Source organism: Paenalcaligenes sp. Me52 (assembly GCF_050487965.1).
Lineage (GTDB): Bacteria > Pseudomonadota > Gammaproteobacteria > Burkholderiales > Burkholderiaceae_B > Paenalcaligenes.
Window position 1 is genome coordinate 441539 of sequence record NZ_JBKQFO010000002.1, and the last position, 25834, is coordinate 467372.

The following is a 25834-nucleotide window of genomic DNA, read 5'->3' on the forward strand; positions in this document are numbered from 1 at the left end:
TGTGTGTCACTACTTACGCTGCTTCCAGTTCCAATTCCTGCAAACTGATTTCGTCTTTTACGTAGTCGTTGTACAGAGCAGTGGTGTACAGCAAGCGCATTTCTGCACCGATTTCACAAATACGCAGACAGCGCTGTTGCAGCTCAACTGTATTGGCGTGTTCCAGCACGATTTGGTAGCCACGCTCACCGTGAATTTCGTCAGACACAATGTGCAGATCGAAGAACTCCACTTCCTCATCGGTGAAGCCGTATTTCTCGCGCAAAGTAGGTGTTTGTTTGCGGTAGATGGATGGCACTTGTGATTCCAAACCCACCACTAAACCGGCTACGGCCACGACAGGATCTTCACGCATTGCGATGGCGTAGCACCACGCTTGCAACGCACGTGTAGTGGCGTTCATGTTGTCTGGGTTTTCGATACGAGCGCGGGATGTGCCACATGCCTCACCGAAACGAATCAGCAAATCAGTGTGGCGATCACCACCGATTTCTTCTTCGTACATGTTGGCCAGCAAGAAGTCTTTGGCTTCTACAAACTCTGCGGGTGTACGTGCGTACAAGTAGCCCAAGTAATCGGCAAATGGGCCTACATAGTGGTAGTGGTTCTCTGCCCAACGTGCCAAGTGCTCGCGGCTAAGTTTGCCGCTGGCCCATGCAATGCTGAATGGAGATTTGTTGGCGCTTTTGCCTTTGATGGCAGTTTCCAATGCGGCGCGAAATTCGTCGCGGTTCAATAGTTTTTCCATGACTGTTTCCCTTTTTAAAAACATCGCCCTACGGCAGCTGACTAAAACATGAAGCTTAAACTGTTTAAGCATATTGTATACGGTATACAATTTAAGAAAGTAGGGAATTACCCTGCCTGTTTAGCGTCATGCAACCGCTACGCATCCATCCTTTCTGGAATCCGAAACAGCTTGCAAACGGCCATCTGTTTGGCGTTGCACCGCTTGAGCACCACCGAAATCACTGCGTCCAGCTAATTCACCCACGCCAGGATCTGGTTCAGAAAAGCCGTGGTTGCGTAAGAAATCAGCACACTGCGCATCAAAACCTCGCTCTACGGCAAGGCGTCCTGCCGCTTCTAAGCGCCAACGCGGTGCATACACTGCTTCATCTAGTGGACAACGATCGCGCAGCACTTTGGTCCAGATTTGTATTTGCCCTTGAGGTTGCATCAAGCCCCCTACCACCCCCAAACCCATGTAAAACTGGCCGTTTTGCAGCGCCATGGCGGGTACAACCGTGTGATAAGGCCGTTTATGAGGCCCAGGTTCATTCACATGCCCTGGTGCTGAAAAACCAAATCCTCGGTTTTGCAGCACAAAGCCACAACCTGGTACGGCATACCCTGAACCAAAGCGTTTAAAGATGCTGGACATCAGTGTGACCGCCAAACCATCGCTATCTACCACCACGGTGCATACCGTATTGCCTGCTGGGTCGCACACCACACGCGCCGCATGTGCCATAGCGTTTTCTGTGGCCTGTACTAGCGCAAGCTCTGCCTCGGGAGCACTATGATCACGCATCTCCCACACTTGCTTGACCGCTTCTAACACCGCCATCCCGTGAGTATTAGGAGGACATTCATAGAGGGTGTAATCATCTAATGCCACACTCACTGGCTCACAGAAAAAGCCCCGATGACGCTTGAAATCCTCTGCTCGCAGCAAACCACCTACAGCCAACATGGCACGCTCTGCTTGTAGCGCTACCTCGCCCAGATAGAACGCATCTGGCCCTTCATCGGCTATAGCCTGCAACACGGCGGCTAACTCGGTGTTTTTGAATTGCTCACCAGCGCTATAAGGCTGACCAGCCCTATACAGCGCCGCGCAAACTGGATCTTTATGCAGCACAAAATCAAAAATCTTCCATTCCTGCGCGGCTACTTTGGCTACCTCAAAGCCTGCTTGCGCCAAGTGAATCGCGTCGTCAAACAACAGCTTCCACGGCAACCGCCCATAGCGCTGATGCACGTCATACCAACCACGCACCAAACCGGGCGTAGTGATAGACAATACGTGACGCTCTGGGATGCGCTGATTAGGTAAGGTCTGTACATGCTCGGTAGTCAGCAACAAGGGCGCTGCACCGCTGCCGTTATAGGACACAGGAGCTTCTCCCGGCTTGGCAAGCATCGCCAACAAGTCACCACCTATGCCGGTAGCCATGGGCTCTACCACACCCATCACCACATCGGCAGCAATGGCCGCATCCACCGCACTACCGCCTTGTTCCAACATCGTGCGGGCCGCTTTGGCGGCCAGTGGGTGGCCGGTCGCCACGGCCCACCGGCCACCTACAGCCGATTTTTGTATGGATGAAAAATCGCTACTTTGCATACTCAGTTACCTAAAAGAACAACACGGCGCAGGCAGTGGATATCGCCATCCCCACCAAGACGGGTACGGTCAGTGCCCGCACTAAATCTAAAACGTGTACCCGTGCAAAACCCGCCACGGCGATCAGAGATGACCACGCAATTAACGTGCCACCACCCGTCCAAATTGCACCGATCTGCCCCACAGCTGCCAAAGTTTCCACACTCAGACCCGATACCGGTGCGAGGGCTGACGCTAATGTGCCCGTTAATGGCAGACCAGAGAAACCAGAGCCATCAATACCCGACACTACCCCTACCAACAGCACCCCAAATGCCACCAAGAAATGGTTTTCAGGAATGTATTGTTGACCAGCAGAAATCAGCTCAAACAGCAGGCTAGGCGTTTGATCCAAGGGTCTATCTAAGATGGCAGAAGCTGCTTCGCTAGCACCCAAGAAGAAGAAACCTGCAATAGGTAGCACCGAGCCCATAGCACGGAATGCAAACACAAAACCGTCGGTCATGTGATCAGGGCACACATCCAATGTGCGGCGCGGCCCCTCGGCCATACAGGTAGCAATGGTCATCAAGATAAAGGCCACACCGCCTACCAAACCGGCGGCTTCACCACCACGCAGCACGGGCAAACTAGGGATAAAACGAGGCAACAACATCAACCCAATCACACCCAAAAACGCCAATGGCGTAATCACAGCCAAGATGCGGGAATAGCGCTTTTCTTTATCGTTCAAACTGTCATGTGCCGTCAGCTCAGACCCTGACGTACCTCGTGCAATTTCTGCTTTGTCATATGTGCCTTGTGATTCCACTTCGTCCAGCGTGCTGTCCGGTGCTTGCCCCATCCACTCGTCCAACAACTTGGTATTCGCAGGCTTAAAGTAGCGACGCATAAACAAGAAGGCCAAGGTCAATGCTACGCCCCCGGTAATCCACGACAGCACCAGCGCTCTATCCGCAATCAAGCCCACATCAGCCGCTACACCAGCAGCTTTGGCGCTAATTCCTGGAGCCACGCCAATGATGTAATCCGATGACAGCGCCATCCCTTGGCCACAAATAGCAATCACCATCGCTCCCACCAACGGTGGTAAGCCTGCAGCGATAGCGGCAGGTAACAGAATGGCCGAAACCAGTGGCACGGCTGGAGTAGGCCAGAAGAACAACGAAATGAAATACGTGGCCGCACCAATCATCAAAAATGACGCTGTGCTATTCACCATGACTTTACGAAAGGGTGCCACCATGCGCACATCAGCCTCTAAACGCTTCAGCGAATTCAGCAAGGCGGTCATGAATGTGATCACCAAAAAGATATTGAACAGCTCTTTGGCTGCCACAAAACTGGCAGAGAAAATACTGATAATCCCTTGAATAGGACTGCCCGTAATGGCGGTTACTACTGCCAACGTGCCTATCACCGATGGCACCACGACGTTGGCTCTAAACAGCATGGTGACAATGATCACCAATACCCCAATCAGATACACCCAATGTGCCGCACTCAGCACTACATCAGTTGGCATGCCACATCCCCCTTTATCTATACTTTTATTTAAATCATTCACACCTCTTGAATTGGTATACTATCTGCAATTTGTTTTAGGATTCGACAAAATTCCCAAATACTGGGGAAAACTCTGATAAATTCAAGCCTAAAATATTAAATTTGAATACCATATACAAAAAAGGAAAAACAAACGTGTTCATGTCATTGCTGAGTTTGGTTGACCCTCTGTCTTGGCTGTTAATGGCGGCCTTGGTGGTGCTGGCTGCTTTCTTGCAAGGCGTAGGCGGTGTGGGCTTTGCCATGTTGGTGGCACCCATAGCTGCGCTTACCTTTCCAGAGCTAGTCCCAGGACCATTATTGGCATTAGGTGGCAGCGTTTCCTTGCTCGCAGCGCTGCGCGAACGGCAGCATATTGTGTTCCCTGTTGTGGGCTATGCCGTAGCGGGCCGCGCCATAGGTTCACTCATTGCCGTATTAGCCATGACCCAGCTGCCTATAACCGTGATTAACCTGAGCTTTGCACTGATGATTTTGGTGGCCGTCACCCTCAGCGCCAAAGGGCTACGCATTCTGCCCTCGTCGCGCAACATGGGTTTAGCGGGCATAGCCTCGGGCATTATGGGAACCCTTACCTCGGTAGGTGCTCCGGCGTTGGCCATTGCCATGCAAAATCTGGTTGCTGCTCAACTACGCGCCTCTTTAGGATTAATTCTGTTCTTGGGAGCTAGTTTGTCCCTGATCTTGTTGATAGCAGCAGGGTTATTCACCACGCAGCAAGCGCTACTCAGTGTGGTGCTGTATCCCTTTATGCTGCTGGGTTTCGCGCTATCCGGGAAAATGCGTCACAAAGTGAGCCTGCCTGTTATACGTAGGCTATTGCTCAGTGTGTGTACCTTTAGTGCTGTAGTACTTATCGTACGTACCCTACTGGTGGCCTAAGGCCACATGTGTATACCATATTCGTTAAATCGTCCGGTGACCGTATAATTCAATCTTGGTCCCTGTTGGATTCGCAAGGTCATACCATGAGCATAACCAGTTTAAGCACTACCCAAAATACCGATAATCGTCGCATTGGCGACAACCACGCTTCGCTATTCGCAGTCATCCGCGATCAGCTGCGCGACCGTATTCTCAGTGGTGAGTTTCATCCTGGCGATAGATTGGTAGAAGGCAAACTTGCTACCGAAATGGGCGTATCGCGCATCCCTGTGCGCGAAGCCTTGCGTGAGTTAGCCTCTGAAGGCTTGGTCACCATCGAGCCGCGCCGTGGTGCATCGGTGTCTGTGTTATCCCCAGATATTGCCTACAACATGGCGGAAGTACGTGCTGCACTAGAAGGCTTAAACGCCAAGTTGGCAGCGCAACGTCGTAACCAAAAAGGCATAGAACAACTGCAACAGATTCTGGACCAAGGCAAAGCCGCTGTTGAGCGTGAAGACTTAGATTTGCTGCAATCGTTGAACCGCGAATTCCACGAAACTTTGGCTGGGTTATCTGGCAACATTGTGCTGACCGAGCTGATGCGCTCCTTACGTGACCGCACTGCCCTGCTTTTTGCACCTAGCAACCTGCAACGTATACGTCAGAACTGGGAAGACCACGCGCAAATTTTAAATGCGGTGATCAACGGCAACAGCGACCTTGCTGACCTCTTAGCATCGCAACACGTACACAACGCGGCACAGGCTTACCAAGACATGCAGGCTAGCGAGGCCGCCTCACAAGCTTAAGCGTGTCTGCACTTCAAGGCATCTAAACTGCCGGTATACGGAAAACGTACGGAGTCATCGTAGCCAAAGGGCTGGAAATGCACGGTGACTCCTTCTGCGTGTGGCAAGATCACGGCGTAACTTGCCGGCTCAAAGGTAGAGGTCGCTGCCCCTGGAGTAGTTAAGTCCAATTCGTGCTGGTGATTGGTACCGTTTACGGTGAAGAACGGTATACCGTTCCACACTCCAGCCGAACAACGATGTACATGCCCAGAGAACAAATGCACCGGCTGTGTACAACGCTTTAACAGCGGCAAGACTTGTTCGGCATTGCTTAAACGCAGCCAATCCATGGATGGGTACTGCAGCATTGGCATAGGATGGTGCGAAAACAGCAAAATAGGCCGTGTAGCCGTAGCTAGCTTCTGCTCTAACCACATCAAACGCTGCTCACACAAATACCCATCGGTATAACCGTCTTGTAGCGTATCCAAATACAGAGCTTCATAGTCACCTAAGACTTCAGCATGCTGCACAAAACCAGCCACTTCTGAAGGCTGCTGGGTAAACACCTGCCCAAAGGCAGCGCGATCATCATGATTGCCCATCAAAAAGCGCACGGGCATCGCTAAGGCTTTCAGGCACTCGGCTAACCGCTGATACGCCATAGGGTGGCCTGCATGAGTAAGATCCCCTGTCAGCACACAGTACTGCGCATCGGCGTGATGTCTATTGATATGCTCTATGCACTGCGAAAGATGTTCAGTAGGATCTTCGCCAAACAAGCTTTTTCCTGCGGGCGTAATGTGCAGATCAGAAAGATGGATGATTTTCATAACACGTCCTTAACGTATACCAGCACGCAGAAACGCCTGCATAAATTGCTTTTGGAACAGTAAAAAGCCTACCAACAGCGGAAAAATGGTCATCAGGGTTGCGGCACTAATCAGTGAAATACTGACCCCGCTTTCTGGCGCACCGAACAGCGACAACCCTACGGTTAACGGGCGCGTGTGCTCTGAGCTGCTTACCACCAGCGGCCACAAAAAGTTATTCCAGTGCGACGACACCGACACCAAGGCATAGGCCAAGTACACCGGTTTGACCAACGGCACATACACGCGCCACAGCACGCCCAATCTAGAGCACCCTTCTAAGCGCGCAGCGTCTTCTAGTTCGCGTGGTACTTGCTTAAACGCCTGACGCAACAAGAACACCCCAAACGCACTGGCCATATAGGGCACACCCATGCCCCACACAGTATCGGTCCAGCCCAATAAAGACACCATGCGGAAGTTCTCTACAATCAGCACTTCGGGCAAGATAAATAACTGCAACAGCAACAGCATGAACAGAAACTGGCTACCAAAAAACTTGAATCGCGCAAAGGCGTAGGCAGCTAGGGTACAAATCACCAGTTGCCCGACCAAAATAGTCAGCACCAACAGGGTGGTATTGAACACATAACGTAGCCACGGCGCACGCGCCCAGGCTGCACTGAAATTCTCTAAGGTCCAGCCCTTCATCAGGTCTAACGACAAGGCCGCGGAAGGGTCTCTAAACGCTGCCCAGCAAGCGTACAACAGGGGAGATATCCACAACACTGCCAGTAAATACGCCCCCACGTTTTCCAAAGGGAAAGCGGTGATAGCACGACGCCAGGTAGGGGTACGAGAAACAGAATACACAGTAGTCATCATAGTTACTGGTAATGCACACGCTTTTCAGCGTAACGGAATTGAAGAATGGCGATCAGCCCTAAACCACCTAACAGAATCACGGTCAGCACCGCCGCACTAGGCGTATCCATGTAGGCAAATGCGGTTTCCCATATCCAATACAACAGTAATTTGGACGCGTTATTTGGGCCGCCTTTGGTCAAAATGAACAGGTGATCCACCAGCTTCACCGAGTTGATCAGCGCATTAATCAAAATGAACAACGTGGTGGGCGCTAACAACGGCAACAACACACGCCTACCATATTGCCAGCGGCTCGCACCTTCCAAACGCGCGGCATCGCGCAGCTCCGGCGGTACAGTTTGCAGCGCCGCCAAGTAAAAAATCATGAAAAAACCGGCTTCTTTCCAGATGGTCACTACCATCACTGCGCCTAGTGCGGTCTGTGGTTGACCCAACCAGTTGGTAGAACCACCACCAAACCATTTCATGATCTGATCTAACAAGCCTAGATCAGGTGTATAGAAGAACAACCACAAATTGGCGGCTGCAATCATGGGAAGCATGGTGGGCGTAAAGTACGCACAACGCACCCACGCCCGCATGCTCATGGCACGGTTCGCCCACAACGCCATCAATAACGCCAAAGCAATAGAGACAGGGATGGTGACAGCCGCATACCACAGGTTATTTTTCAACACTAACCAAAACGTGGGGTCTGCCAGCATGGCGTCATAGTTGTCCATGCCCACAAACTGTGAGGGGCGGCGGGCCGACCCCTTACTTTGCAGACTTGCCCATAACGTGTGCAGCGCAGGAATAAAGGCAAACACACTTAACAGTACCAACAAGGGTGTGAGCAGCAAATACGCAAACACCGATTCCTTTTGCAACACACGCACGGGTTTCATCTGTGTTCCAGCTTAGTTAAAAGAGCGCAGCAAACGATCCGCCGCTGTTTGCGCTTCATCCAAAGCAGCTTGCGGTGTTTTGCTCTGTGTTAAAGCCGCCTGCACAGCGTTGGACAACAACTCACGCACACGGGCTGTTTCGTAGGTAGCAAACTCAGGGGAAGCCACGGCTAACTGGTCACGTGCCACGGTCGCTTGTGGGAAGGTCTTCGCGTAGTCTTGCAACGCCTGTGTTTCATACGCCGCTGGGCTCACACCCACATACCCTGTAGCCATCGACCATTTTGCTGCACGCTCAGGCGCTGTCATCCAACGCACGAACTCTACCGCGGCTTCTTTTTGCTCGTCACTTGCACCTTTAAACAGGTAGAAGTTACCGCCGCCTGTAGGTGAACCCGCTGTCTCGTTAGAGGGCAACATGGCAACACCAAACTCAAACGGTGCTTCATTTTTAACCGCCGTCAGGTTGCCTGTGGTGTGCCACATCATGGCTGTTTGGCCTTGCACAAAGGCTTGGCGTAACGTGCCCCACTCAATGGTGCCTGCTGGGCTGACTTTATGCTTCTGTGCCAAGTCTTGGAAAAACTGTAGGGCTTCTACCGCTTTAGGGTCATTGAAGTAGACTTGCGTGCCGTCTTCATTCATCAGTTGGTGGCCGTTTTGCAATGCCAGCGCTTGGAACATCCAGTAGGGATAACCTGTGGACGGAATCATTAAGCCGTAACGTTTGTCGGTAGTCAGTTTTTGAGCAGCTTCCACCATTTCAGCACGTGTTTTTGGTGGCTGCTCTGGATCCAGACCTGCTTCGCGGAACATGTCTTTGTTGTAGAACATCACGATGGTAGAACGCTGGAACGGAATGCCCCATACCTTGCCATCCAAGGTACCGTTTGCCATCAATGCAGGGTAAAAACTGCTCAACCATGCTTTGTTTTGGTCGCCTTGCGCTACATCGCTAAAAGCCTCTACCAAACCTTGGTCAACCAAGTCATGCGTATCCAACGCCCCCAACACCGACAATTGCACAGGCTCGCCCGCACGCAATGCTGACAACGCACGCACACGTGTTTCATCGTAGTTACCGGAATACACCGCTTTCACTTTGATGTCTGGGTTTTCGGCTTGGAAATCGTTAATCATGCCATCCACCACTTCGGTCAACGGACCGCCTACCGAAATGGGGTAGTACATGGTCAGTTCTACCGCACTCAGCGCTTGGGCGCTTAGACCCATCAACAATGCACTAGAGGTAGTCATCACAAATTTTTTCAACATAGCTATCTCTCTTAAACGTTAATCGGCCAGCACGGGCGAGGCCAGCTGCAAACGCGCCCCGGTGTCCTGACTGAAGTAAAAAGCATGCGCAGGATTCCAACTCAATCCACAACGCTCTCCTGCCATAAAGCGTCGGCTGTGCGGCGCGCGCACAATCAAGGTGTTGCCATCTTTAAGACGTACATACACATAGGCATCAGCACCTTGAAACTCGTGGTGCACAACCGTAACCCCTACACTCTCCGGGGTAGGTTCGTGCAACTGCAATTGTTCGGGGCGTACCCCAATGGACACCCGATGCGGCAAGTCAAAGCCATAACGTGTAGGCCACAAAGACAGTGGCACAAAGTCGCTATGGATCAGCATCATGGGTGGGCTACCTATAAAACCTGCCGTGAACATACTGTTAGGTTCTTGATAGAGTTCTTGCGCAGAACCTTGCTGGGCAATGCTGCCCGCATTCAGCAATACCACCTGATCCGCCATACCCATGGCTTCGGTTTGATCGTGCGTGACATACACCACGGTTAAGCCCAAACGCTGCTGCAATGCGCGAATTTCATGGCGCACGCTGTGGCGCAATTTGGCATCCAAGTTAGACAGCGGCTCATCCATTAAACAAATGCGATGCCCCGACACAATGCTGCGAGCCAAAGCCACACGCTGGCGCTGTCCGCCCGATAGCTGTGCGGGTCGACGGTGCTCTAACCCTTCCAAATTCGTCAGTGCCAGCGCTTCTTGCAGGCGTTTGTGTTGATCAGCTTTGCTCACGCGTCGCACCTGTAACCCAAACAGGATGTTGTGCGCCACACTTAAATGCGGAAACAGCGCATACGACTGAAACACCATGGTCAGCCCACGCTGGGCTGGCTCTTGATACGTCGCATCTTGCCCGTCAATCAGTAACCTGCCTGTAGTGGGCTGTTCTAATCCGGCAATAATGCGCAGCAATGTAGATTTTCCGCAGCCAGATGGCCCCAATAATGCGGTGAACTGCCCTTCTGGAATAGAAAGATCTATATGCTTAAGTACCGCATGATCCCCCCACGATTTGCCTATACCTTGCAATTGAATGGCGGCTTGACTCATGCTGCACCCTCACTAGCTATTACTACGTGTACGTGCGCCGGAATGCGCTGCCTGTAGCCCGCAGGCAAAGGCAAATCAGTCACCAGCACATCTATATCGTCTATGGACCCACTACGTACTGCCGCCAACCGTCCAAACTTGGAGTGATCCAACACCAAGATACGGGTGCGACAGTTACCGCGCAGGGCTTTATGGCAATCAGATTCGGCAATATCAAAATCCAGCAGCGCCCCTTCTAGGTCAAAACCGCCTACGCCTGATACCCCAAAATCTGCCTTGAAACTATTGAATAAGCGCTCCGCCTCTGGCCCCAGAATTTCTGGATTAGGCTGACGCAATACACCGCCAGCAATTACCACTCTATTGCTGGTGTTCTGGCTGAGCGGCATCGCTGCACTCAGATTATTAGTGACTACGGTAAGTTCTTGATGCTCTACCAAGGCCAAAGCCACTTGTTCGGGCGTCGTTCCAAACCCCAGCAGCACACTAGCACCGTCCGGAATCAACGCGGCCACCGCACGGCCTATTTGTACTTTGGCTTGAAAATGGGTGATGCGTCGCGTCTGGAAAGACACATTACGCTCATGACCGGCTAGCTCGGCACCGCCATGACGGCGACGCACCAAGTTGGCTTCATAAAGTGCGTTCAGATCCCGTCGGATGGTTTGCGGCGTCACGCTAAAGTGCGTAGCAAGCCCTTCTACGGACACTGCCCCCTGCACGCGCAACAACTCAACAATCCCACCTTGTCGAACCGAAAGATTCATAACACTGCATTGCCTTTCATTTGAATACTCAGCAGTGTAAAAAGCGAAAATTACGCTCGGATTACTACCATATGAACCTTTTATGACGGTAAAAAATGTTCATATGAACATGTAAGCCTGCCCTACATTCAGCAACCTTCAGGCTTTTGTGTAGTCCAACCCTTTTTGTTAAGGTGAAGGGTATGGAGTTTGCACCTAGCCGTTATGACCTATTCCAACGCTGACTACGCCAAACTGGATACTGCTCGCTGGATGGCCGCCTTGGCCGTCGTGCTCTTGCACTGTGCAGCCGTTCCCCTAACCACTACCACCGATTACGGTACACAAAATTGGTTCTGGGCCAATGTGTACGATGCCGCTACCCGCTGGTGCGTGCCTATTTTTGTGATGGTGAGTGGCGTGCTATTGTTAGACCCCGCTAAACGCGAAGGCTTTGGCGAGTTCTATAAGAAACGAGGCCGCCGTATTTTGCCAGCCCTGCTGTTCTGGTCGGTGTTCTATCTATTCTGGGGTGCATGGATGTACCACCAACAAGGTGTGCCCATGGATGCCCAAGCATGGCTACGTAAGGCCACCAGCGGCGAGCCCTACTATCACTTGTGGTACTTATATATGTTGGTAGGGCTGTATTTGTTTGCCCCCTACCTGCGCTTGCTGTATCAACACTGCACCCAACGGCAAAGCCGCTATATTTTGTTGTTCATGCTGGTGCTCGCTATGTTGCAAAGCCTGTACAGAGAAACCCAAGGCAACAGCTACGGTTTTTTCCTGCTCTGGTTTTTGCCCTATATTAGCTACTTCTTAGCCGGGCGCATGATGTTCGAGCGTCGTGTGGTGATTCCCTACCCAGGCTGGGTACTGGCTGCCAGCATTGCAGCCACAGTAGTAGGCACTACGCTGTTGTCTTCAGAAGACTATTTCAGCACCTACTTTTACGACACCTTTAGCCTCACCGTACCGGTGATGTCGTTAGCCGTATTTCAACTCATACTAGATCGTCCCCGCCTGCCACAACTGCGCATGTTGGCTCCCTTCACCTTCGGGATTTATCTCGTACACCCTATCTTTTTAGATCTGGCACAACAAACTGGTTTATACCAAGCACAAACCGGTATAGTCTGGCAGACACCATTGATGGCATTCGCCGTTTTTATGCTGTCGTGGTTATTGGCTCGCCTCTTACGAACCCTGCCCGGTGGTACACGTATCACCTGACGACTTATGACTCAGCCCCCTGCGCCCCCGCCTTCTGACCAGCGTCCACAATCCGCTTTTTTGCGTGTGTGCTGGTTCATTCTGGCGATATGCAGCTTTGCTTTAGCGATCATTGGAGTCATTTTGCCAGGCATGCCAACCACGGTTTTTGTATTGATCTCGGCATGGGCGGCAGCACGTAGTTCCCCACGTTTTCATCAATGGTTGATGAATCACCGTATTTTCGGCCCTTCCTTACACAACTGGCAAAACGGCAGGCTGGTCAATAGGCAAGCCAAGTGGACCGCACTGGTGAGTATGAGCGTTTGCGCCGTGTTATTACTATGGCTGGCTCCACATTTCTGGATTAGCCTAGTCGCCATCAGTTGTATGTTGTGCGTGCTGCTATGGCTATGGTCCAGACCAGAACCACCCACGCAAAAAAGCGAGCCTTAAAGGCTCGCTATAGTCTGGCACCACATACTAACGATTAGGAGTTAGCAGGGTATTGCTGTGGGTACATCTGGTTTAGGGGTTGGCTAGACTGTCCCACTACCATATCACCGGTACGGATGGCCTCAACCAACTCAGACTGCACTTGGGCACGCGTTTTCATAGCGACATCTTGGTGAGCAGCAGGATACAAGGCAGGGTACATTTCACTCAGCGTAGCACTGGACTCACCAACCACCACATTGCCTTCGCGTACAGCCTGCTCCAGCTCCGCACGTACTTCAGCGCGTGTTTTCACGGCTACAGGCTGTGAAGGGTATACAGCAGGGTACATCTCACGCAGTGTTTGGCTGGAGTCACCAGACAACATCTCACCAGCGTTGATCGCTTGAGCCAATTCAGCTTGTACTTCAGCACGTGTAGGGGTGGTATTCACATTCAAAGCCATCGCTTGGCCAGCAAACAGTGTAGCAACAGCAAGACTCAAAGCAGGTAGTGTGCGTTTCATAATAATGATTCCTTTCCAATAATTAAGGGACTCTGTGCGATACATCCCAGAACACTCGATAGGGCTCTTTCTTTTTAAGAATAAGATCACTATAGAATCTGCATGAAGTGCAAAAAAGTAAGTTTATCGGAATCCATCAATGCTTTTTTTGGCACTACTGAACTCTGAACTTCACTCTATTCTTTCTTGCGTGTAGTCTAGAACTTCACACGGGATGAATGCTCTTTGACTTTGTATCGCTGCATCCATGGCTACACTTTAAGTCAACCGAAAAAACAGATAAACCAGACAAAAAGACATACACTATTGCCAAAAACGAAATAATAAATTTTTGCTACAGGTAAATTATGAGCCGTTTACTCGCTATGCACGTGTTCGAACGCGTGGCAAATGAGGGTGGTTTTGCTGCTGCAGCTCGCTCGCTCAATATGTCCCCCTCGGCTGTCACCCGCCATGTGGCTGACTTAGAAAGCCATCTAGGAACACGATTATTCCAACGCACCACCCGCCGCGTTCATTTAACCGATGCAGGTGAGGTCTATCTCGCCCGTATACAGCATATTCTGCAAGACATTGAAGAAGCCGATGCCCAAGTCAGCGCACACACCAATGCACTGGCGGGCAGGCTGCGTATCTATGCTCCCCCCGCCTTGGCGTATCACGTTGTAGCCCCTATTTTGGGTGACTTCTGTTTGGCCTACCCCGACATACGTATAGAGATTCAAGTAGGCGCGGAATACGCACTGCCTATTGAAGACTTTGACATCACCATGTTGGGCAACAGCGTGCAAGAAAACGCCAACATCGTGGCGCGAAAAATTGTGGAATCCGAAGTTATTTTGGTGGCCTCACCAGGCTATGCCGACCGTAACCCCTTGCCCCAACATCCGGCTGAATTATCCCAGCACCGCTGTTTACGCCTGCGCGACTCTGAGCGTCTGGACAACTGGACATTCCGACACCCTGACCAGCCTGATGAACAACTGAGCATCGCCGTAGATCCTGTGATTATTGCTAATCACACCGACACCCTGCTCAGGGCAGCGTTAAATGGTGTGGGTATTACTTCGGTGGTATTGGGGTTGGCTGCTCCGTACTTAAATCGGGGCGAATTGGTACGTGTATTGCACCCCTGGAGCACAGGCTACATCAATATGTACGCGGCATTGCCTAGCCGTAAACACATACCGCAGCGCTCCCTAGTTTTCTTGGATTATCTGATTAACCACACTAGACAACAACATGCAGAGGCCAGAGCTAACTGTACTGCCTGCTAAACGCTACTTTTCGCACTTAATGCCATTTGCCCCCACCCCAAATTCAGCGTAAAGTGGCTACTAGGTTTTACGCTTCTTTTGTTTAGCGCTTCCTATTTCTGTACGGCACTACGCTTTATGTTCGATATTCTTGTCTATCTGTTTGAAAACTATTACAACCCACAGGCTTGTCCTAAAGCTGAAGTGCTCGCGCATAAGCTGGCTGCCATCGGGTTTGAGGACGATGAAATTAACGATGCATTGAGCTGGTTACACGGTTTGCATGAGTCTTCTGCTCAGCACCAGCCACTGCAGGCGTTGCATCATCAACAAAGCATGCGCGTCTATACTGACTTGGAATACGAGTTTTTAGGTCAGGAAGCCTTGGGCTTCATCAGCTTTTTAGAGCAATCTGGCGCGTTGCCGCCTACGTTGCGCGAGATCATTATCGAGCGCGCCATGGCTATAGATGAATCACCTATAGCCTTGGAAAAAATCAAAATCATCACGTTGATCGTGCTCTGGAGCAACGATGCCGAAGTCGAGCATCTGATCTTTGAAGAGCTGGTCACCGACGACGGCGACCGCCTCTACCACTAATCTTCAGCCGCTACCACTTTCCCCTGCTCATCCAACATATGTTTGAGCAGTGGAATACCATTTTCTACGCGGAATTCAGCAAACTTCGCAGGCTCAAATACAGAGGCTTGGCCTTCTTTGAAGAACCAGGCATCGGTACCGGGAGCCCATTGGCCATTCTTACGCACCAAGCGTAATAGCACCCAATCAGGCTGCACGGCTACGTCTATCACCTGACTTTGATTGCTGCCGTCTTCTAGCTCTACATAACGGTGCTGATAGGCTTTATCTGCATCACGTGAGCTTTGCAGCGCCTGCAATTCCCACGCGAGTTCGCCCGTTTTCGGTGGTGCCAGCCATGCCCAGACGGTAGAACCATCATGCTCGTAGGCATCCATATCGCCCTGCTGTATGCCACGATTCAATCTATCTGCTTCTCGGGTCACTTGGAAATCCAGAGCCATGTAATCGCCCTGCATCAAAGACCGTGGGTCCACAGGTGCCAACGCCAATACGATTACTTTGCCATCCGACAAAATACGCTCTTTGTTCCAGATGTTGTAATTGGCCAAGCCTAGTATCAATAGCAATCCAGCCAAAATAACAGGCCCCGGACGCAAATACTTCATGCCCTTAGGCATAGGTGCAGCCGTAGCGTCTGTGTCTTTAAAAGCCGCTAGCGACTTCACTGCCCCACGGAACACCACCATATACACCAACAGCACCACTGCACTGCACGTCAGTAACACCGCTTTTTGATTCAGACTGATATTGAAGTCGTAATACAGTTTTCCTAGCGCAATAAAGAGCGCTAACAGCATCACGACAAACAACAGGCGACTACGCCATGCATAGGCAGCCAGCAACCACGCCAAGGTCAATGAAATAGTCGGCGCGCCTGCCCACGTAATAGACAACAGCACACACACTGCCACGCCTACCGCCGTGACAACAGACCACGCTTTCTGACGCTGCACCGCTACCGCTAACACCACAGCTGGTAATGGGAAGAGCAGCCAGCTTGGTATCCACGAACCTAGTGCCCATTCAGATAACGTTTCGCCAAATATCAACACTGGCGGCATCAACCCTATGCCCACCAAACTGGCTACCAGCCCTGCCCACATGGCAGGTGCCCAGTAACGATAGCGATCGGGGGTTTGATGGGCTCTTAGACCAATCAACAAACTCAACACGACGACAGAAAATACCTGCCATTGCATGGACGGTGTTAGCCATGGGAACTCATAGTAATAGTTACTCACCAGACCATAGAAGTTCAGCCACAAGAATGCACTGATGATGGTCCAACCTGCTGCCAGCAACCTCACTAGCCATACGGGCGATAGCACATATAGCACCACACCCATAATCACCTGCAGGAGAGGATAAATCGTGTTTTCTTGTTCTACCTGCATGACCCATTCCACACCGCTGAACACGAGGCCAACGATCACCAATAGGGCTGGAATGTCTTGCAAACCCTCTTCACCGGCTTGGCGCGACAACCACAAGCCACCGCCTACAAAGCACAGCATCACCCAGAAGGAATGTTTAAAGATTTCTGCGTCGGTAAGCAGCGTTAATGTCACCAGTATTAGGGCACTGCCCAACAATACTGCACCCAAACGCAATAAACGCAAGAACCAAGGGGGTGACGCCGCATCAGTATGTGTGGGTGCAGCCTCGTCTTCTTGCTGTGTGGTGGCCACACTCACGTTATGTTTACGCCACTGCAGCAGCAGGTCTTTAGCCAGCAGTACAGCCACGCTAATTTCTATAATCGTGAAGATGAACCACGCCGCAATATCGTCACTACCAAGACGAATAAAGAACGGTATCAACGCCGCCAAAAAAGCGCCGTATACAAAGCTCAGGCTGACTTGATCAGGACAACGCTGTCGGTAGTACCAGGCCATTGCCGCCATCGCAACTGATGCCCCTAACCAATAGCGTAAGAAGCCATCTTCCCACTCCATTAGGCCGCCCATGACCAAATAGAACAGTGCAACACTGGCCACTGCCGCCAGTAAACGGGGCACTACCCTAAACGGATCACGTAAATAGTGCTGACACACCTCGGACAACACTAATAAACACAGATTAAGCACAACCACGATCAGCGTCACCGCCAAGGGGCCATCTATCCACCAATACATCCGGCTCCACATGTTCAGTGCGTTAAACCCTAGCAGTACGCCTGCTACGTTCACAATCACTATCCACAGTACTGCCAAGATAATAGAGCGCAGCCCCACTAGCCACGGCGTAATGGTCAGAGCCCATACGGCAAAAAGTTGCCACGGATCAGCACCTGTTTGATAGATTTGCCCCAGCAATGCCCATAGCCCACCTACGGCTACAGCAGATAGCCCCATCAATAACGGTACAGGCGCATATTCAGGCCACCAGCCGTGACCGCGCTTATGTAATATCCACGCTAGACCAGCTGTTAGCACAACAACGCCCTGCACCAAGGCAATACGTATGGTTTTGCTCAGCTCAGACCAGTTCGCCGCAATCACACTGATCAATGCGCTACACAATAATAAGATGGCTAACGCCAGTGAGGCCCGCAATAAAAACCTAGGCCAAACAGGCATACCGAATGTGGCAGATACTGGGGATTTAGTGTTAGACATAGTTCCGAGTGTGGATAATTTTTTTCTGCTATCGTACAGTAGCAAACAATGTTGCGCATACAAAAATGGTAAGGCCTTGTGGCTGGAACTTGCGCATACGGGGTTCAACCCGTAATATCCGCGCTATTGCTGCGGGACCGCTGTCATTGGAAATACATGAATAAAACACTCATCATTGCTGAAAAACCCTCTGTTGCCCTGGATATTTCCAGAGCCTTGGGTGGTTTTACCCGTGAAGGGGACTACTTCGAAAGTGAACAGTACGTACTGTCATCCAGTATTGGTCACTTGCTGGGCTTAGTCGCTCCCAACGATCCTAAACGTGGCAAATGGAGTTTTACTCACCTGCCAGTCATTCCTGAAAAGTTTGAACTGGATGTGGCTGATAAGCGTTCCGCAGAGCGACTAAAACTATTGGTCAAACTGCTGAAGCGTAAAGACGTAGACCGCATTATCAACGCCTGTGATGCGGGGCGTGAGGGTGAACTGATCTTCCGCTACATCGTGCAATACGCGAAAGTAAACAAGCCTATACAGCGTTTGTGGTTACGTTCCATGACTCAGGCCGCCATCCGCGAAGCCTTCGAGAATCTGCGTGACGACGACGAAATGAAACCGCTGGAAGCCGCTGCTCGTGCCCGTGCCGAGGCAGACTGGCTAGTAGGTATCAATGGCACACGTGCTATGACGGCGTTCAATAGCAAAGACGGTGGCTTCTTCAAAACACCTGTAGGCCGTGTGCAAACCCCTACGTTGGCTATCGTGCATGCTCGTGAAGAGGCCATTCGCAAATTCGTGTCCCGTGACTATTGGGAAGTACACGCCACCTTTGTGGCAGGTGCTGGCCTGTATAACGGTAGATGGTTTGACCCCGAATTTAAGAAAGACGAAAAAGACCCAGAGAAACGTGACTCACGCCTCTGGTCTGAAACGGCCGCCAAAACCATTGTGGTGGCCTGCGACGGCAAACCTGGCATTGTGAGTGAAGAGTCCAAACCTTCTACTCAGCAATCACCTGCCCTGTTTGACTTGACCACACTGCAACGTGAGGCCAACTCCCGTTTTGGTTTCTCGGCAAAAACCACGCTAGCACTGGCACAAACACTGTACGAACGCCATAAAGCGCTTACCTACCCACGTACTGACTCACGCTATCTGCCTGAAGACTACGTAGCCACCGTTAAAGACACCATGCGTGCTTTAGCTGACTCACAAAGCTCAGCTAGTGCTTCGGTACAGCCTTTTGCGCGCCAAGTGGTAGAGCAGCAGTGGGTGAAACCTAGCCGCCGTGTGTTTGACAACAAAAAGGTTTCTGATCACTTTGCGATCATTCCTACACTACAAGTGCCACGTGAGCTCAGCGATGCCGAGTTCAAGATCTACGAACTGGTCACACGACGCTTCTTGGCGATTTTCTTCCCAGCAGCAGAGTTCCGTGTCACCACACGTATTACTAAAGTCTCTGGCAACCACTTCAAGACCGAAGGTAAAGTACTAATCAACCCCGGTTGGTTAGCAATTTACGGCCGTGAAGCACAAGGCGAAGACGACAACTTGGTTGCCGTTCAACCTAACGAAGAAGTGCTTACTGAAGACATTGAAGCCCGCGGCTTAGCCACTAAACCACCAGCACGCTTTACTGAGGCTACCTTGCTGTCCGCCATGGAAGGCGCAGGCAAGCTGATTGACGACGAATCCCTACGTGATGCCATGTCCGAGCGTGGTCTGGGTACGCCTGCCACCCGCGCCTCTATTATTGAGGGTCTACTGAACGAAGGCTACTTGCGCCGTGAAGGCCGCGAGTTGGTGCCTAGCGCCAAAGCCCGTCAGTTGATGACGCTGTTGTCCGGCTTGGATGTCAGCGAATTAACTTCACCTGAACTGACAGGTGAGTGGGAATTCCGCCTCAAGCAAATAGAACAAGGCCAAGAAGGCCCCGAAGCCTTCATGACCAAAATCGCGCAGATGACACAAATCATCGTGAAGCGCGCCAAAGAATACGAACGCGATACGGTGCCAGGTGATTACGCTACCCTGCAAACTCCCTGCCCTAAATGTGGCAGCGTAGTCAAAGAAAACTACCGTCGCTTTGCCTGCACCAGTTGTGATTTCTCATTCGGCAAACACCCTAGCGGGCGCACCTTTGAGTTGCCTGAAGTAGAGGAACTGCTGCAAAAACGTGAAATTGGGCCGTTGACTGGCTTCATCAGCAAAATGGGCCGCCCTTTTGCCGCCATTCTACGTATTACCGATGAGTTCAAGCTAGAGTTCGACTTTGGCCAGAACGACGAGGAAGATGAAGAAGAGGTCGATTTCTCTGACCAAACACCCGTAGGCGCCTGCCCTAAATGCCAAGCTAACGTGTTTGAGCATGGCATACGCTTCGTGTGTGAAAAAGCCGTAGGCCCTGCACAATCATGTGATTTCCGCAGCAATAAAGTCATTTTGCAGCAGGAGATCTCACGTGAACAAATGCACAAGCTGCTGACTGAAGGCAAAACTGATTTGCTGGATGGCTTTGTGTCCAACCGAACGAACCGTAAATTCAAAGCATTCCTTACACGTGACGCCAAAGGTGCCGTGAGCTTTGAATTCGAGCCTCGTCCTGGTAAAACTGCTGCGAAAAAATCCTCTGCTAAAAAGGCCGCTAAGAAGGCAGCCAAAAAAGCAGCGAAGAAAGTCGCTAAAAAAGCCGCTAAGAAAGTGGCCTCCAACGAATGATCATGTCGATCCTTGAGCCTTGGCACTATGTAAAACCCTCTTCCTTACACGGGACGGGGGTTTTTGCTGCACGAGATATTCCTGCTGGCACCAGCATCATGGAGTACGAAGGCAAGCACATTAGTAACCAAGAAGCTGATGAAATGGAGCCATCAGACCCTAACAACCCCTTTCACACCTTCTTCTTCTCGCTATCTTGCGGCAAGATCATAGATGGTGGTGACGGTGGTAACGAGTCGCGTTTCATCAATCACTCCTGCGCACCCAACTGCGAAGGCCATGAAAACAGCGCGGGCACCCGCGTATTTATCGTGGCGCTGCGGGACATCGCCAAAGACGAAGAGCTGCTTTATGACTACGCTCTCGTCATTGACGACGACATCACTCCCACACTGAAGCAGCAGTACCGATGCTTGTGTAATGCTCCCACTTGCCGTGGCACGATGCTGGCCTTACCTGAGGCTAAAGACAAGCCTAAAGTCACAAAATCAGCACTGCACAAAAAACTGAAAAAAATACGCCGCGAACAAAAAAAATTGCGCAAACACATGCGCCAGTTAAACAAAAAGTTAGACCGAATCCTCCAGCATACAGAAGATCCGGTCTAGTTGTAGCAAGGTGACGGCGTACTGCTCTCTGCGCTAGCATTACGCTGCAACCATTTTCCTTATCTCCCTTCTAGCGTCGGTGCTATGCGTGCTGCTGACTCGGCGCTTTGCGGCTGCTTCTTGCTTTAATCGATACACAGCCTTGTATGGCTATCTTGTTCTATGCCTGATGTTTTCTCGTTGTATGTTTCCGCACTAAGTTCTATTGCACCCTTGGTCATGTGCAGCGGCGTAGGTTTTATTTGGGGTAAAAGTAAACTCCGCTTCGACATTGCTTTTATCTCTACGCTGGTCACTCTGGTGGGTGTACCTGCACTGATTTTCCATACGCTCTACACCACCGCCATTGATACAGCCGCCTTGGTGGACATTGGTTTATCTAGCGTGGTCGCCTTAGGCCTTGCTGCTGCACTTTGCGCTGCCACTCTGAAACTGTTCAAGAAACCTATACGGGCCAACATACAGTTGGCTACCTTCCCCAACTCGGGCAATCTGGGTCTACCTCTGTCTACGCTAGCCTTTGGCTCCCTAGGGTTATCAGCAGCCTTGGTGTTCTTCGCCATCTGTACCTTCCTACACAACACGTTAGGCGTGCGTACGCTGACCGACAAACAAAGCAGCAGCAAGGGCATACAATTTATTGTGATCAGCGCGGCCTTACTTGCCATCATTGCGAAAGGTTTGTCTGTACCAGTACCCGAATGGACACTGAACGGCCTGGGTTTAATAGGCAGTATTACCGTTCCACTGATGCTGTTTAGTCTGGGTTATTCGCTGGCCAATATTTCGTCAGAAGGCATGCAAAGTGGTAGTTTTATGGCCATCTTGCGCTTAGCTGCTGGCTGTATCGGCGCTGTGCTCGCCTGCTGGTTACTGGGCACACCTGGGTTATTAGCCGCCATCATTATTCTGCAAATGACCATGCCCTGCGCGGTGTTGAGCTATATGTATGTGTCGCATTTTCAGCCCGATCAAAAACACATCGCGGCCAGTGCGGTACTGGTGTCTACGATCATTTTCTTGCTGGCGTCACCACTATTTATTGCCGCCTTGCAGCACTTCTATCTTTAATCTGCCAGTACCAGACCCTCACGACGGGGGTCTGCGCCACCATATAAGCCATTTTTGGTGATCACAATGCCTTGCAAGCCACTGGTGAAGGGCAAGATATTCACCTGATGCCCTTTGGCACGTAAAGCATCGGCCACACTCACCACGGCCGTACCTTCTTCCAACTCTGTCGCTCCATTACGGCTACCGTAGTGAGGTAACGCAATGGCGGCTTGTATATCCAACCCCCAATCCAATACACCTACCAAGGTTTGTGCCACGTAGTTAATGATGGCACTGCCACCTGGTGATCCTGTAATCAGATACGGTTTTCCAGCATCAAACACCATCACAGGTGCCATACTACTGCGCGGCCGTTTACCCGCTTCTACACGGTTTGCAACTGGTCTACCTTGCGCATCAGTGGGCAAACTAGAGAAGTCTGTGAGTTGATTATTCAACAAGAAACCGCGCACCAAGATTTTGCTGCCAAAGGCGGCTTCTATGCTGGTGGTCATGGTCACTAAGTTGCCAAAAGCATCTGCCGCCACCAAATGGCTGGTGGAGGGAAGCTCGTATGCATGGTCTTTACCCAAGCTGGCTAACAACGCCATAGGATCGCCCGGCTCAGCCTTGCCCATGCTGGAGTCAGGTTGTATCAACGCGCTGCGCTGTCGCAGGTAGGCAGGGCTTAGTAGCCCTTTGACAGGCATATCCACATACCCTGGATCCGCCACATAGAAATCACGATCGGCATAGGCCAATCGGCCCGCTTCCGAGAAATAATGCACAGCCTCTACACCCTGTGGCGCAAACTGCTGCATGGGAAATTGCTGTAGCACCCTTAATAGCTGCAGCACAGTCAGCCCGCCAGAGCTAGGTGGCGGCATACCGCACACGGTATAGCGGCGATACGGCCCACACAAAGGCTCACGCTCTACCGCAGCATAGCTTTGCAAATCAGCAAGGCTTAAGTCACCTGGTTTTGGGTGATTTCTAACCGAACTCACCATCTCTTCGGCGATGTCCCCCTCATAAAATGCCTGTACACCATCTTGAGCAATACGAGTCAGAGTATCTGCCAACGCTACGTTTTTCAGCCTATGACCCACTGGCCAAGGTTGGCCCCGTGCATCCAGAAAATAAGCGGCTGCCGCAGGTTGCTCACGCAACGCCTGTTGGTTATCCGTAATCAAGGTATGCAAACGTGGGCTAACACTAAACCCCTCCGCCGCCAGTTGTATAGCTGGTTCAAACAAGGTCGCCCACGGTAAACGGCCATGCTGTTGATGCGCCATTTCTAACGCACGCAACACGCCTGGCGTGCCAACGGACAACCCACTGTTTACTGCCTGTGTATACGATAAAGGTTGGCCTTGCTGCAAGAAACGGTCAGGCATCGCTAACGCAGGCGCTGTTTCACGTCCATCATAGGTTTGAAGTTGCGCCTCTGCACCATCGTAGTGCAGCAAAAATGCGCCTCCTCCTATGCCTGACGACTGCGGCTCTACCAGCGTCAGCATGGCTTGCGCCGCGATAATGGCATCTATAGCGCTACCACCTTGCTCTAGCATGGCATAACCTGCCTGTGTCGCGAGCGGGTTAGCCGTCGCAAACATCTGGCGCTGTCCATGCACCAGTTTCTGCGTAGTCTGTGCGCTGGCTGCCTCAGGCGCCGTATCTGCTGCCGTCAACGTAGAGGAAGGCTGTGTGGCACACCCTAGCAATGTTGCGGTCGCTATCGCTAGCGCCATCAAACGCCAGAGTTGATTGTTAGCCTTCATCACTACTCCTTAACGGGCGGATTATTGGAATGCTGTCTCCAAGAAGCTGCGCAGTTTACGTGAATGTAAACGCTCACTCGGCATTTCTCGCACCATCTCTAAGGCACGTATACCAATGTGCAAATGCTGGCCTACCTGCTTACTGTAGAACGCATTGGCCATACCCGGCAGTTTTAATTCACCATGCAACGGCTTATCGGATACACACAACAGCGTGCCATAGGGGATGCGGAACCTAAAGCCATTCGCCGAAATGGTGGCGGATTCCATGTCCAACGCAATCGCACGCGATTGAGACAACTTCAATACTGGCTCATGGTGATCACGCAGTTCCCAGTTACGGTTGTCAATGGAAGCTACCGTCCCCGTGCGCATAATGCGTTTTAATTCCCACCCTGACAAACCAGCCACTTCGGCTACTGCTTGCTCCAAGGGCACTTGAATTTCTGCCAGTGGAGGAATAGGAACCCACAACGGTAAATCGTCATCCAGCACCTTGTCTTGGCGCACATAACCATGTGCCAAGACGTAATCACCCAAACGCTGTGATGTGCGTAGTCCGGCACAATGCCCCAGCATCAGCCACGCTGACGGGCGCAGCACCGCTACGTGGTCAGTAATGGTTTTAGCGTTAGATGGTCCCACGCCAATATTAATTAGGGTGATACCTGTATGGTCATCACGCATCAAATGGTATGACGGCATTTGCGGCTGGCGCGAGGCATGCGCACCCTCTACTACGCCACCGGCACGGGTAATACGATTGCCCGGCTCTACCAGCGCGGTATAACCGCTATTAGGATCATCCAACGTAGACTGCGCCCATTTGCAGAACTCATCCACATAGAACTGGTAGTTGGTGAACAGCACAAATTTCTGGAAATACTCGGGGCGCGTCGCGGTATAGTGCTGCAAACGGTGCAACGAGTAATCAATGCGCGGAGCCGTAAACGGTGCTAACGGCAGCTCTTCGCCCGGCTTACCTACCCATGTGCCATTCACAATGGCATCGTCCATGACCTCTAAATCTGGCACGTCAAAGTGGTCGCGCAAGGTATGCGCGGACGACTCTGGATACACCGCTTGTACCGAGTTCTCTCCGGCTAAGCAAAAATGCAGCGGTATAGGTTGTTCGGATTCGGCAATCTCTACGGGTACGCCGTGATTCTTCAGCAGCAAGCGAATCTGGTCACGCAAGTAATCAAAATACAGCTCAGGTCTAGTCACTGTCGTCGCATAAGCACCAGGCTCTACCACGTAACCGTAAGCTAAGCGGCTATCTACCTCTTGGAAGGTGTCTACACGTATGCGTATTTGGGGGTAGCAGGCGCGATATCTCACACCTTGGGTGAAGCCCTGCGCCATGCACATTCTGAATTGTTCTCGTATGAATGCCGTGTTGCGTCTATAAATTTCGACCAACCGCCATACGGCTGCCTCGGCATCCCAAAATTCTTCAGCCCCGATGACTGGGGGGGTAACCACTTTTACATCGTATTGCACAGATTCACGCATGATGTCCACAGCCTCAAACAAAAGTCCAGTGTATACAGGATTTATGACAATAGAGAAAACCCCCGTCTTTTAGGTATGTACGGGCTTTCCCCTATAAAAACATTCTAATACTAGGTATAGTCTTATATAACACTGGAAGGTCTTATATAAGACCGAAGACATCACAGCCATGTCATCCTATGCAAGTCACTGTATTTATTGGTAAAATGTGAGAATTCACGCTTTATGAAGA

At 51.3% G+C, this 25834-nt stretch carries 21 protein-coding genes and 1 pseudogene; 9 read left to right on the plus strand and 13 right to left on the minus strand.

Features of this window, described 5'->3' with window-relative positions; translation table 11 throughout:
• Positions 1-13: 13 nt before the first annotated feature.
• The 3 genes from ACLO87_RS13360 to ACLO87_RS13370 all read right to left on the minus strand — a co-directional run bounded on the left by ACLO87_RS13360 (position 14) and on the right by ACLO87_RS13370 (position 3875).
• The gene (locus tag ACLO87_RS13360) at positions 14-748 is read right to left on the minus strand and encodes a TenA family transcriptional regulator (protein ID WP_135865202.1); all 735 of its coding nucleotides are present in this window, start codon (positions 746-748) and stop codon (positions 14-16) included.
• A gap of 126 nt (positions 749-874) precedes the next feature.
• On the minus strand, positions 875-2350 hold the full coding sequence (locus ACLO87_RS13365; RefSeq protein WP_430223965.1) for a gamma-glutamyltransferase family protein: 1476 nt from the start codon (positions 2348-2350) through the stop codon (positions 875-877).
• 10 nt (positions 2351-2360) lie between these two features.
• A complete protein-coding gene (locus tag ACLO87_RS13370; protein WP_430223966.1) occupies positions 2361-3875 on the minus strand; it encodes a hypothetical protein in 1515 nt (504 codons plus the stop codon).
• A 182-nt stretch (positions 3876-4057) separates the two neighbouring features.
• On the opposite strand from ACLO87_RS13370, the gene ACLO87_RS13375 reads away from it, so the two are divergent.
• Both ACLO87_RS13375 and ACLO87_RS13380 read left to right on the plus strand, forming a co-directional pair.
• Positions 4058-4798 carry a sulfite exporter TauE/SafE family protein gene (locus ACLO87_RS13375; protein WP_430224069.1) on the plus strand — a complete coding sequence of 247 codons (741 nt, stop codon included), beginning with the start codon at positions 4058-4060 and terminating at the stop codon, positions 4796-4798.
• Positions 4799-4884: 86 nt separating this feature from the next.
• Positions 4885-5592 carry a GntR family transcriptional regulator gene (locus tag ACLO87_RS13380; protein WP_135865382.1) on the plus strand — a complete coding sequence of 236 codons (708 nt, stop codon included), beginning with the start codon at positions 4885-4887 and terminating at the stop codon, positions 5590-5592.
• On the opposite strand, the gene ACLO87_RS13385 is transcribed toward ACLO87_RS13380, so the two are convergent.
• The 6 genes from ACLO87_RS13385 to ACLO87_RS13410 are packed head-to-tail and all read right to left on the minus strand — an operon-like array spanning position 5589 to position 11292.
• Positions 5589-6407, minus strand: a complete 819-nt coding sequence (locus ACLO87_RS13385) for a phosphodiesterase (RefSeq protein ID WP_135865380.1) — start codon at positions 6405-6407, stop codon at positions 5589-5591. The two genes, ACLO87_RS13380 and ACLO87_RS13385, sit on opposite strands and share 4 nt — an antisense overlap.
• Positions 6408-6416: 9 nt before the next feature.
• Positions 6417-7271, minus strand: coding sequence for a carbohydrate ABC transporter permease (locus ACLO87_RS13390; RefSeq protein WP_430223967.1), 855 nt, complete (start codon positions 7269-7271; stop codon positions 6417-6419).
• A gap of 2 nt (positions 7272-7273) precedes the next feature.
• Positions 7274-8161 carry a carbohydrate ABC transporter permease gene (locus ACLO87_RS13395; RefSeq protein ID WP_135865378.1) on the minus strand — a complete coding sequence of 296 codons (888 nt, stop codon included), beginning with the start codon at positions 8159-8161 and terminating at the stop codon, positions 7274-7276.
• A 12-nt stretch (positions 8162-8173) separates the two neighbouring features.
• A complete protein-coding gene (locus tag ACLO87_RS13400) occupies positions 8174-9436 on the minus strand; it encodes an ABC transporter substrate-binding protein (RefSeq protein ID WP_135865376.1) in 1263 nt (420 codons plus the stop codon).
• An 18-nt stretch (positions 9437-9454) separates the two neighbouring features.
• The gene (locus ACLO87_RS13405) at positions 9455-10525 is read right to left on the minus strand and encodes an ABC transporter ATP-binding protein (protein ID WP_135865374.1); all 1071 of its coding nucleotides are present in this window, start codon (positions 10523-10525) and stop codon (positions 9455-9457) included.
• Positions 10522-11292: a DeoR/GlpR family DNA-binding transcription regulator gene (locus ACLO87_RS13410; RefSeq protein WP_430223968.1), complete on the minus strand. Its 771-nt coding sequence runs from the start codon at positions 11290-11292 to the stop codon at positions 10522-10524. The genes ACLO87_RS13405 and ACLO87_RS13410 overlap by 4 nt, the downstream gene beginning before the upstream one ends.
• A gap of 204 nt (positions 11293-11496) precedes the next feature.
• Between ACLO87_RS13410 and ACLO87_RS13415 the strand changes: the two genes are divergently transcribed.
• Complete coding sequence (locus tag ACLO87_RS13415) at positions 11497-12507, plus strand: acyltransferase (protein ID WP_135864072.1); 1011 nt, start codon at positions 11497-11499, stop codon at positions 12505-12507.
• A 6-nt stretch (positions 12508-12513) separates the two neighbouring features.
• Positions 12514-12942 (plus strand): YbaN family protein, encoded by a 429-nt coding sequence (locus ACLO87_RS13420; RefSeq protein WP_430223969.1) that lies wholly within the window; start codon positions 12514-12516, stop codon positions 12940-12942.
• 34 nt (positions 12943-12976) lie between these two features.
• On the opposite strand, the gene ACLO87_RS13425 is transcribed toward ACLO87_RS13420, so the two are convergent.
• Complete coding sequence (locus ACLO87_RS13425; RefSeq protein ID WP_168246844.1) at positions 12977-13447, minus strand: DUF4148 domain-containing protein; 471 nt, start codon at positions 13445-13447, stop codon at positions 12977-12979.
• Between the two features lie 347 nt (positions 13448-13794).
• On the opposite strand from ACLO87_RS13425, the gene ACLO87_RS13430 reads away from it, so the two are divergent.
• Both ACLO87_RS13430 and ACLO87_RS13435 read left to right on the plus strand, forming a co-directional pair.
• Positions 13795-14724: a LysR family transcriptional regulator gene (locus tag ACLO87_RS13430; RefSeq protein WP_430223970.1), complete on the plus strand. Its 930-nt coding sequence runs from the start codon at positions 13795-13797 to the stop codon at positions 14722-14724.
• Positions 14725-14841: 117 nt separating this feature from the next.
• Positions 14842-15303 (plus strand): Smg family protein, encoded by a 462-nt coding sequence (locus ACLO87_RS13435; RefSeq protein WP_135864080.1) that lies wholly within the window; start codon positions 14842-14844, stop codon positions 15301-15303.
• Here the strand turns inward: ACLO87_RS13435 and ACLO87_RS13440 are convergent.
• A complete protein-coding gene (locus tag ACLO87_RS13440; protein ID WP_430223971.1) occupies positions 15300-17924 on the minus strand; it encodes a GDYXXLXY domain-containing protein in 2625 nt (874 codons plus the stop codon). The genes ACLO87_RS13435 and ACLO87_RS13440 overlap by 4 nt on opposite strands.
• 156 nt (positions 17925-18080) lie before the next feature.
• Here ACLO87_RS13440 and ACLO87_RS13445 point away from each other — a divergent pair, with 156 nt between their 5' ends.
• The 3 genes and pseudogenes from ACLO87_RS13445 (at position 18081) to ACLO87_RS13455 (ending at position 22324) form a co-directional block, all read left to right on the plus strand.
• Positions 18081-20645 (plus strand): DNA topoisomerase III, encoded by a 2565-nt coding sequence (locus tag ACLO87_RS13445; RefSeq protein ID WP_430223972.1) that lies wholly within the window; start codon positions 18081-18083, stop codon positions 20643-20645.
• Positions 20642-21112 (plus strand): annotated as a pseudogene (locus tag ACLO87_RS13450) (SET domain-containing protein); the annotation flags it as partial. The gene ACLO87_RS13445 and the pseudogene ACLO87_RS13450, both read left to right, overlap by 4 nt.
• Before the next feature lie 303 nt (positions 21113-21415).
• Positions 21416-22324: an AEC family transporter gene (locus tag ACLO87_RS13455; protein WP_430223973.1), complete on the plus strand. Its 909-nt coding sequence runs from the start codon at positions 21416-21418 to the stop codon at positions 22322-22324.
• Here ACLO87_RS13455 and ggt read toward each other — a convergent pair.
• Together ggt and ACLO87_RS13465 are read right to left on the minus strand one after the other, a co-directional pair.
• Complete coding sequence (gene ggt / locus ACLO87_RS13460; protein WP_430223974.1) at positions 22321-24087, minus strand: gamma-glutamyltransferase; 1767 nt, start codon at positions 24085-24087, stop codon at positions 22321-22323. The two genes, ACLO87_RS13455 and ggt, sit on opposite strands and share 4 nt — an antisense overlap.
• Positions 24088-24108: 21 nt before the next feature.
• Complete coding sequence (locus tag ACLO87_RS13465; RefSeq protein ID WP_135866385.1) at positions 24109-25602, minus strand: AMP nucleosidase; 1494 nt, start codon at positions 25600-25602, stop codon at positions 24109-24111.
• Between the last annotated feature and the right edge of the window lie 232 nt (positions 25603-25834).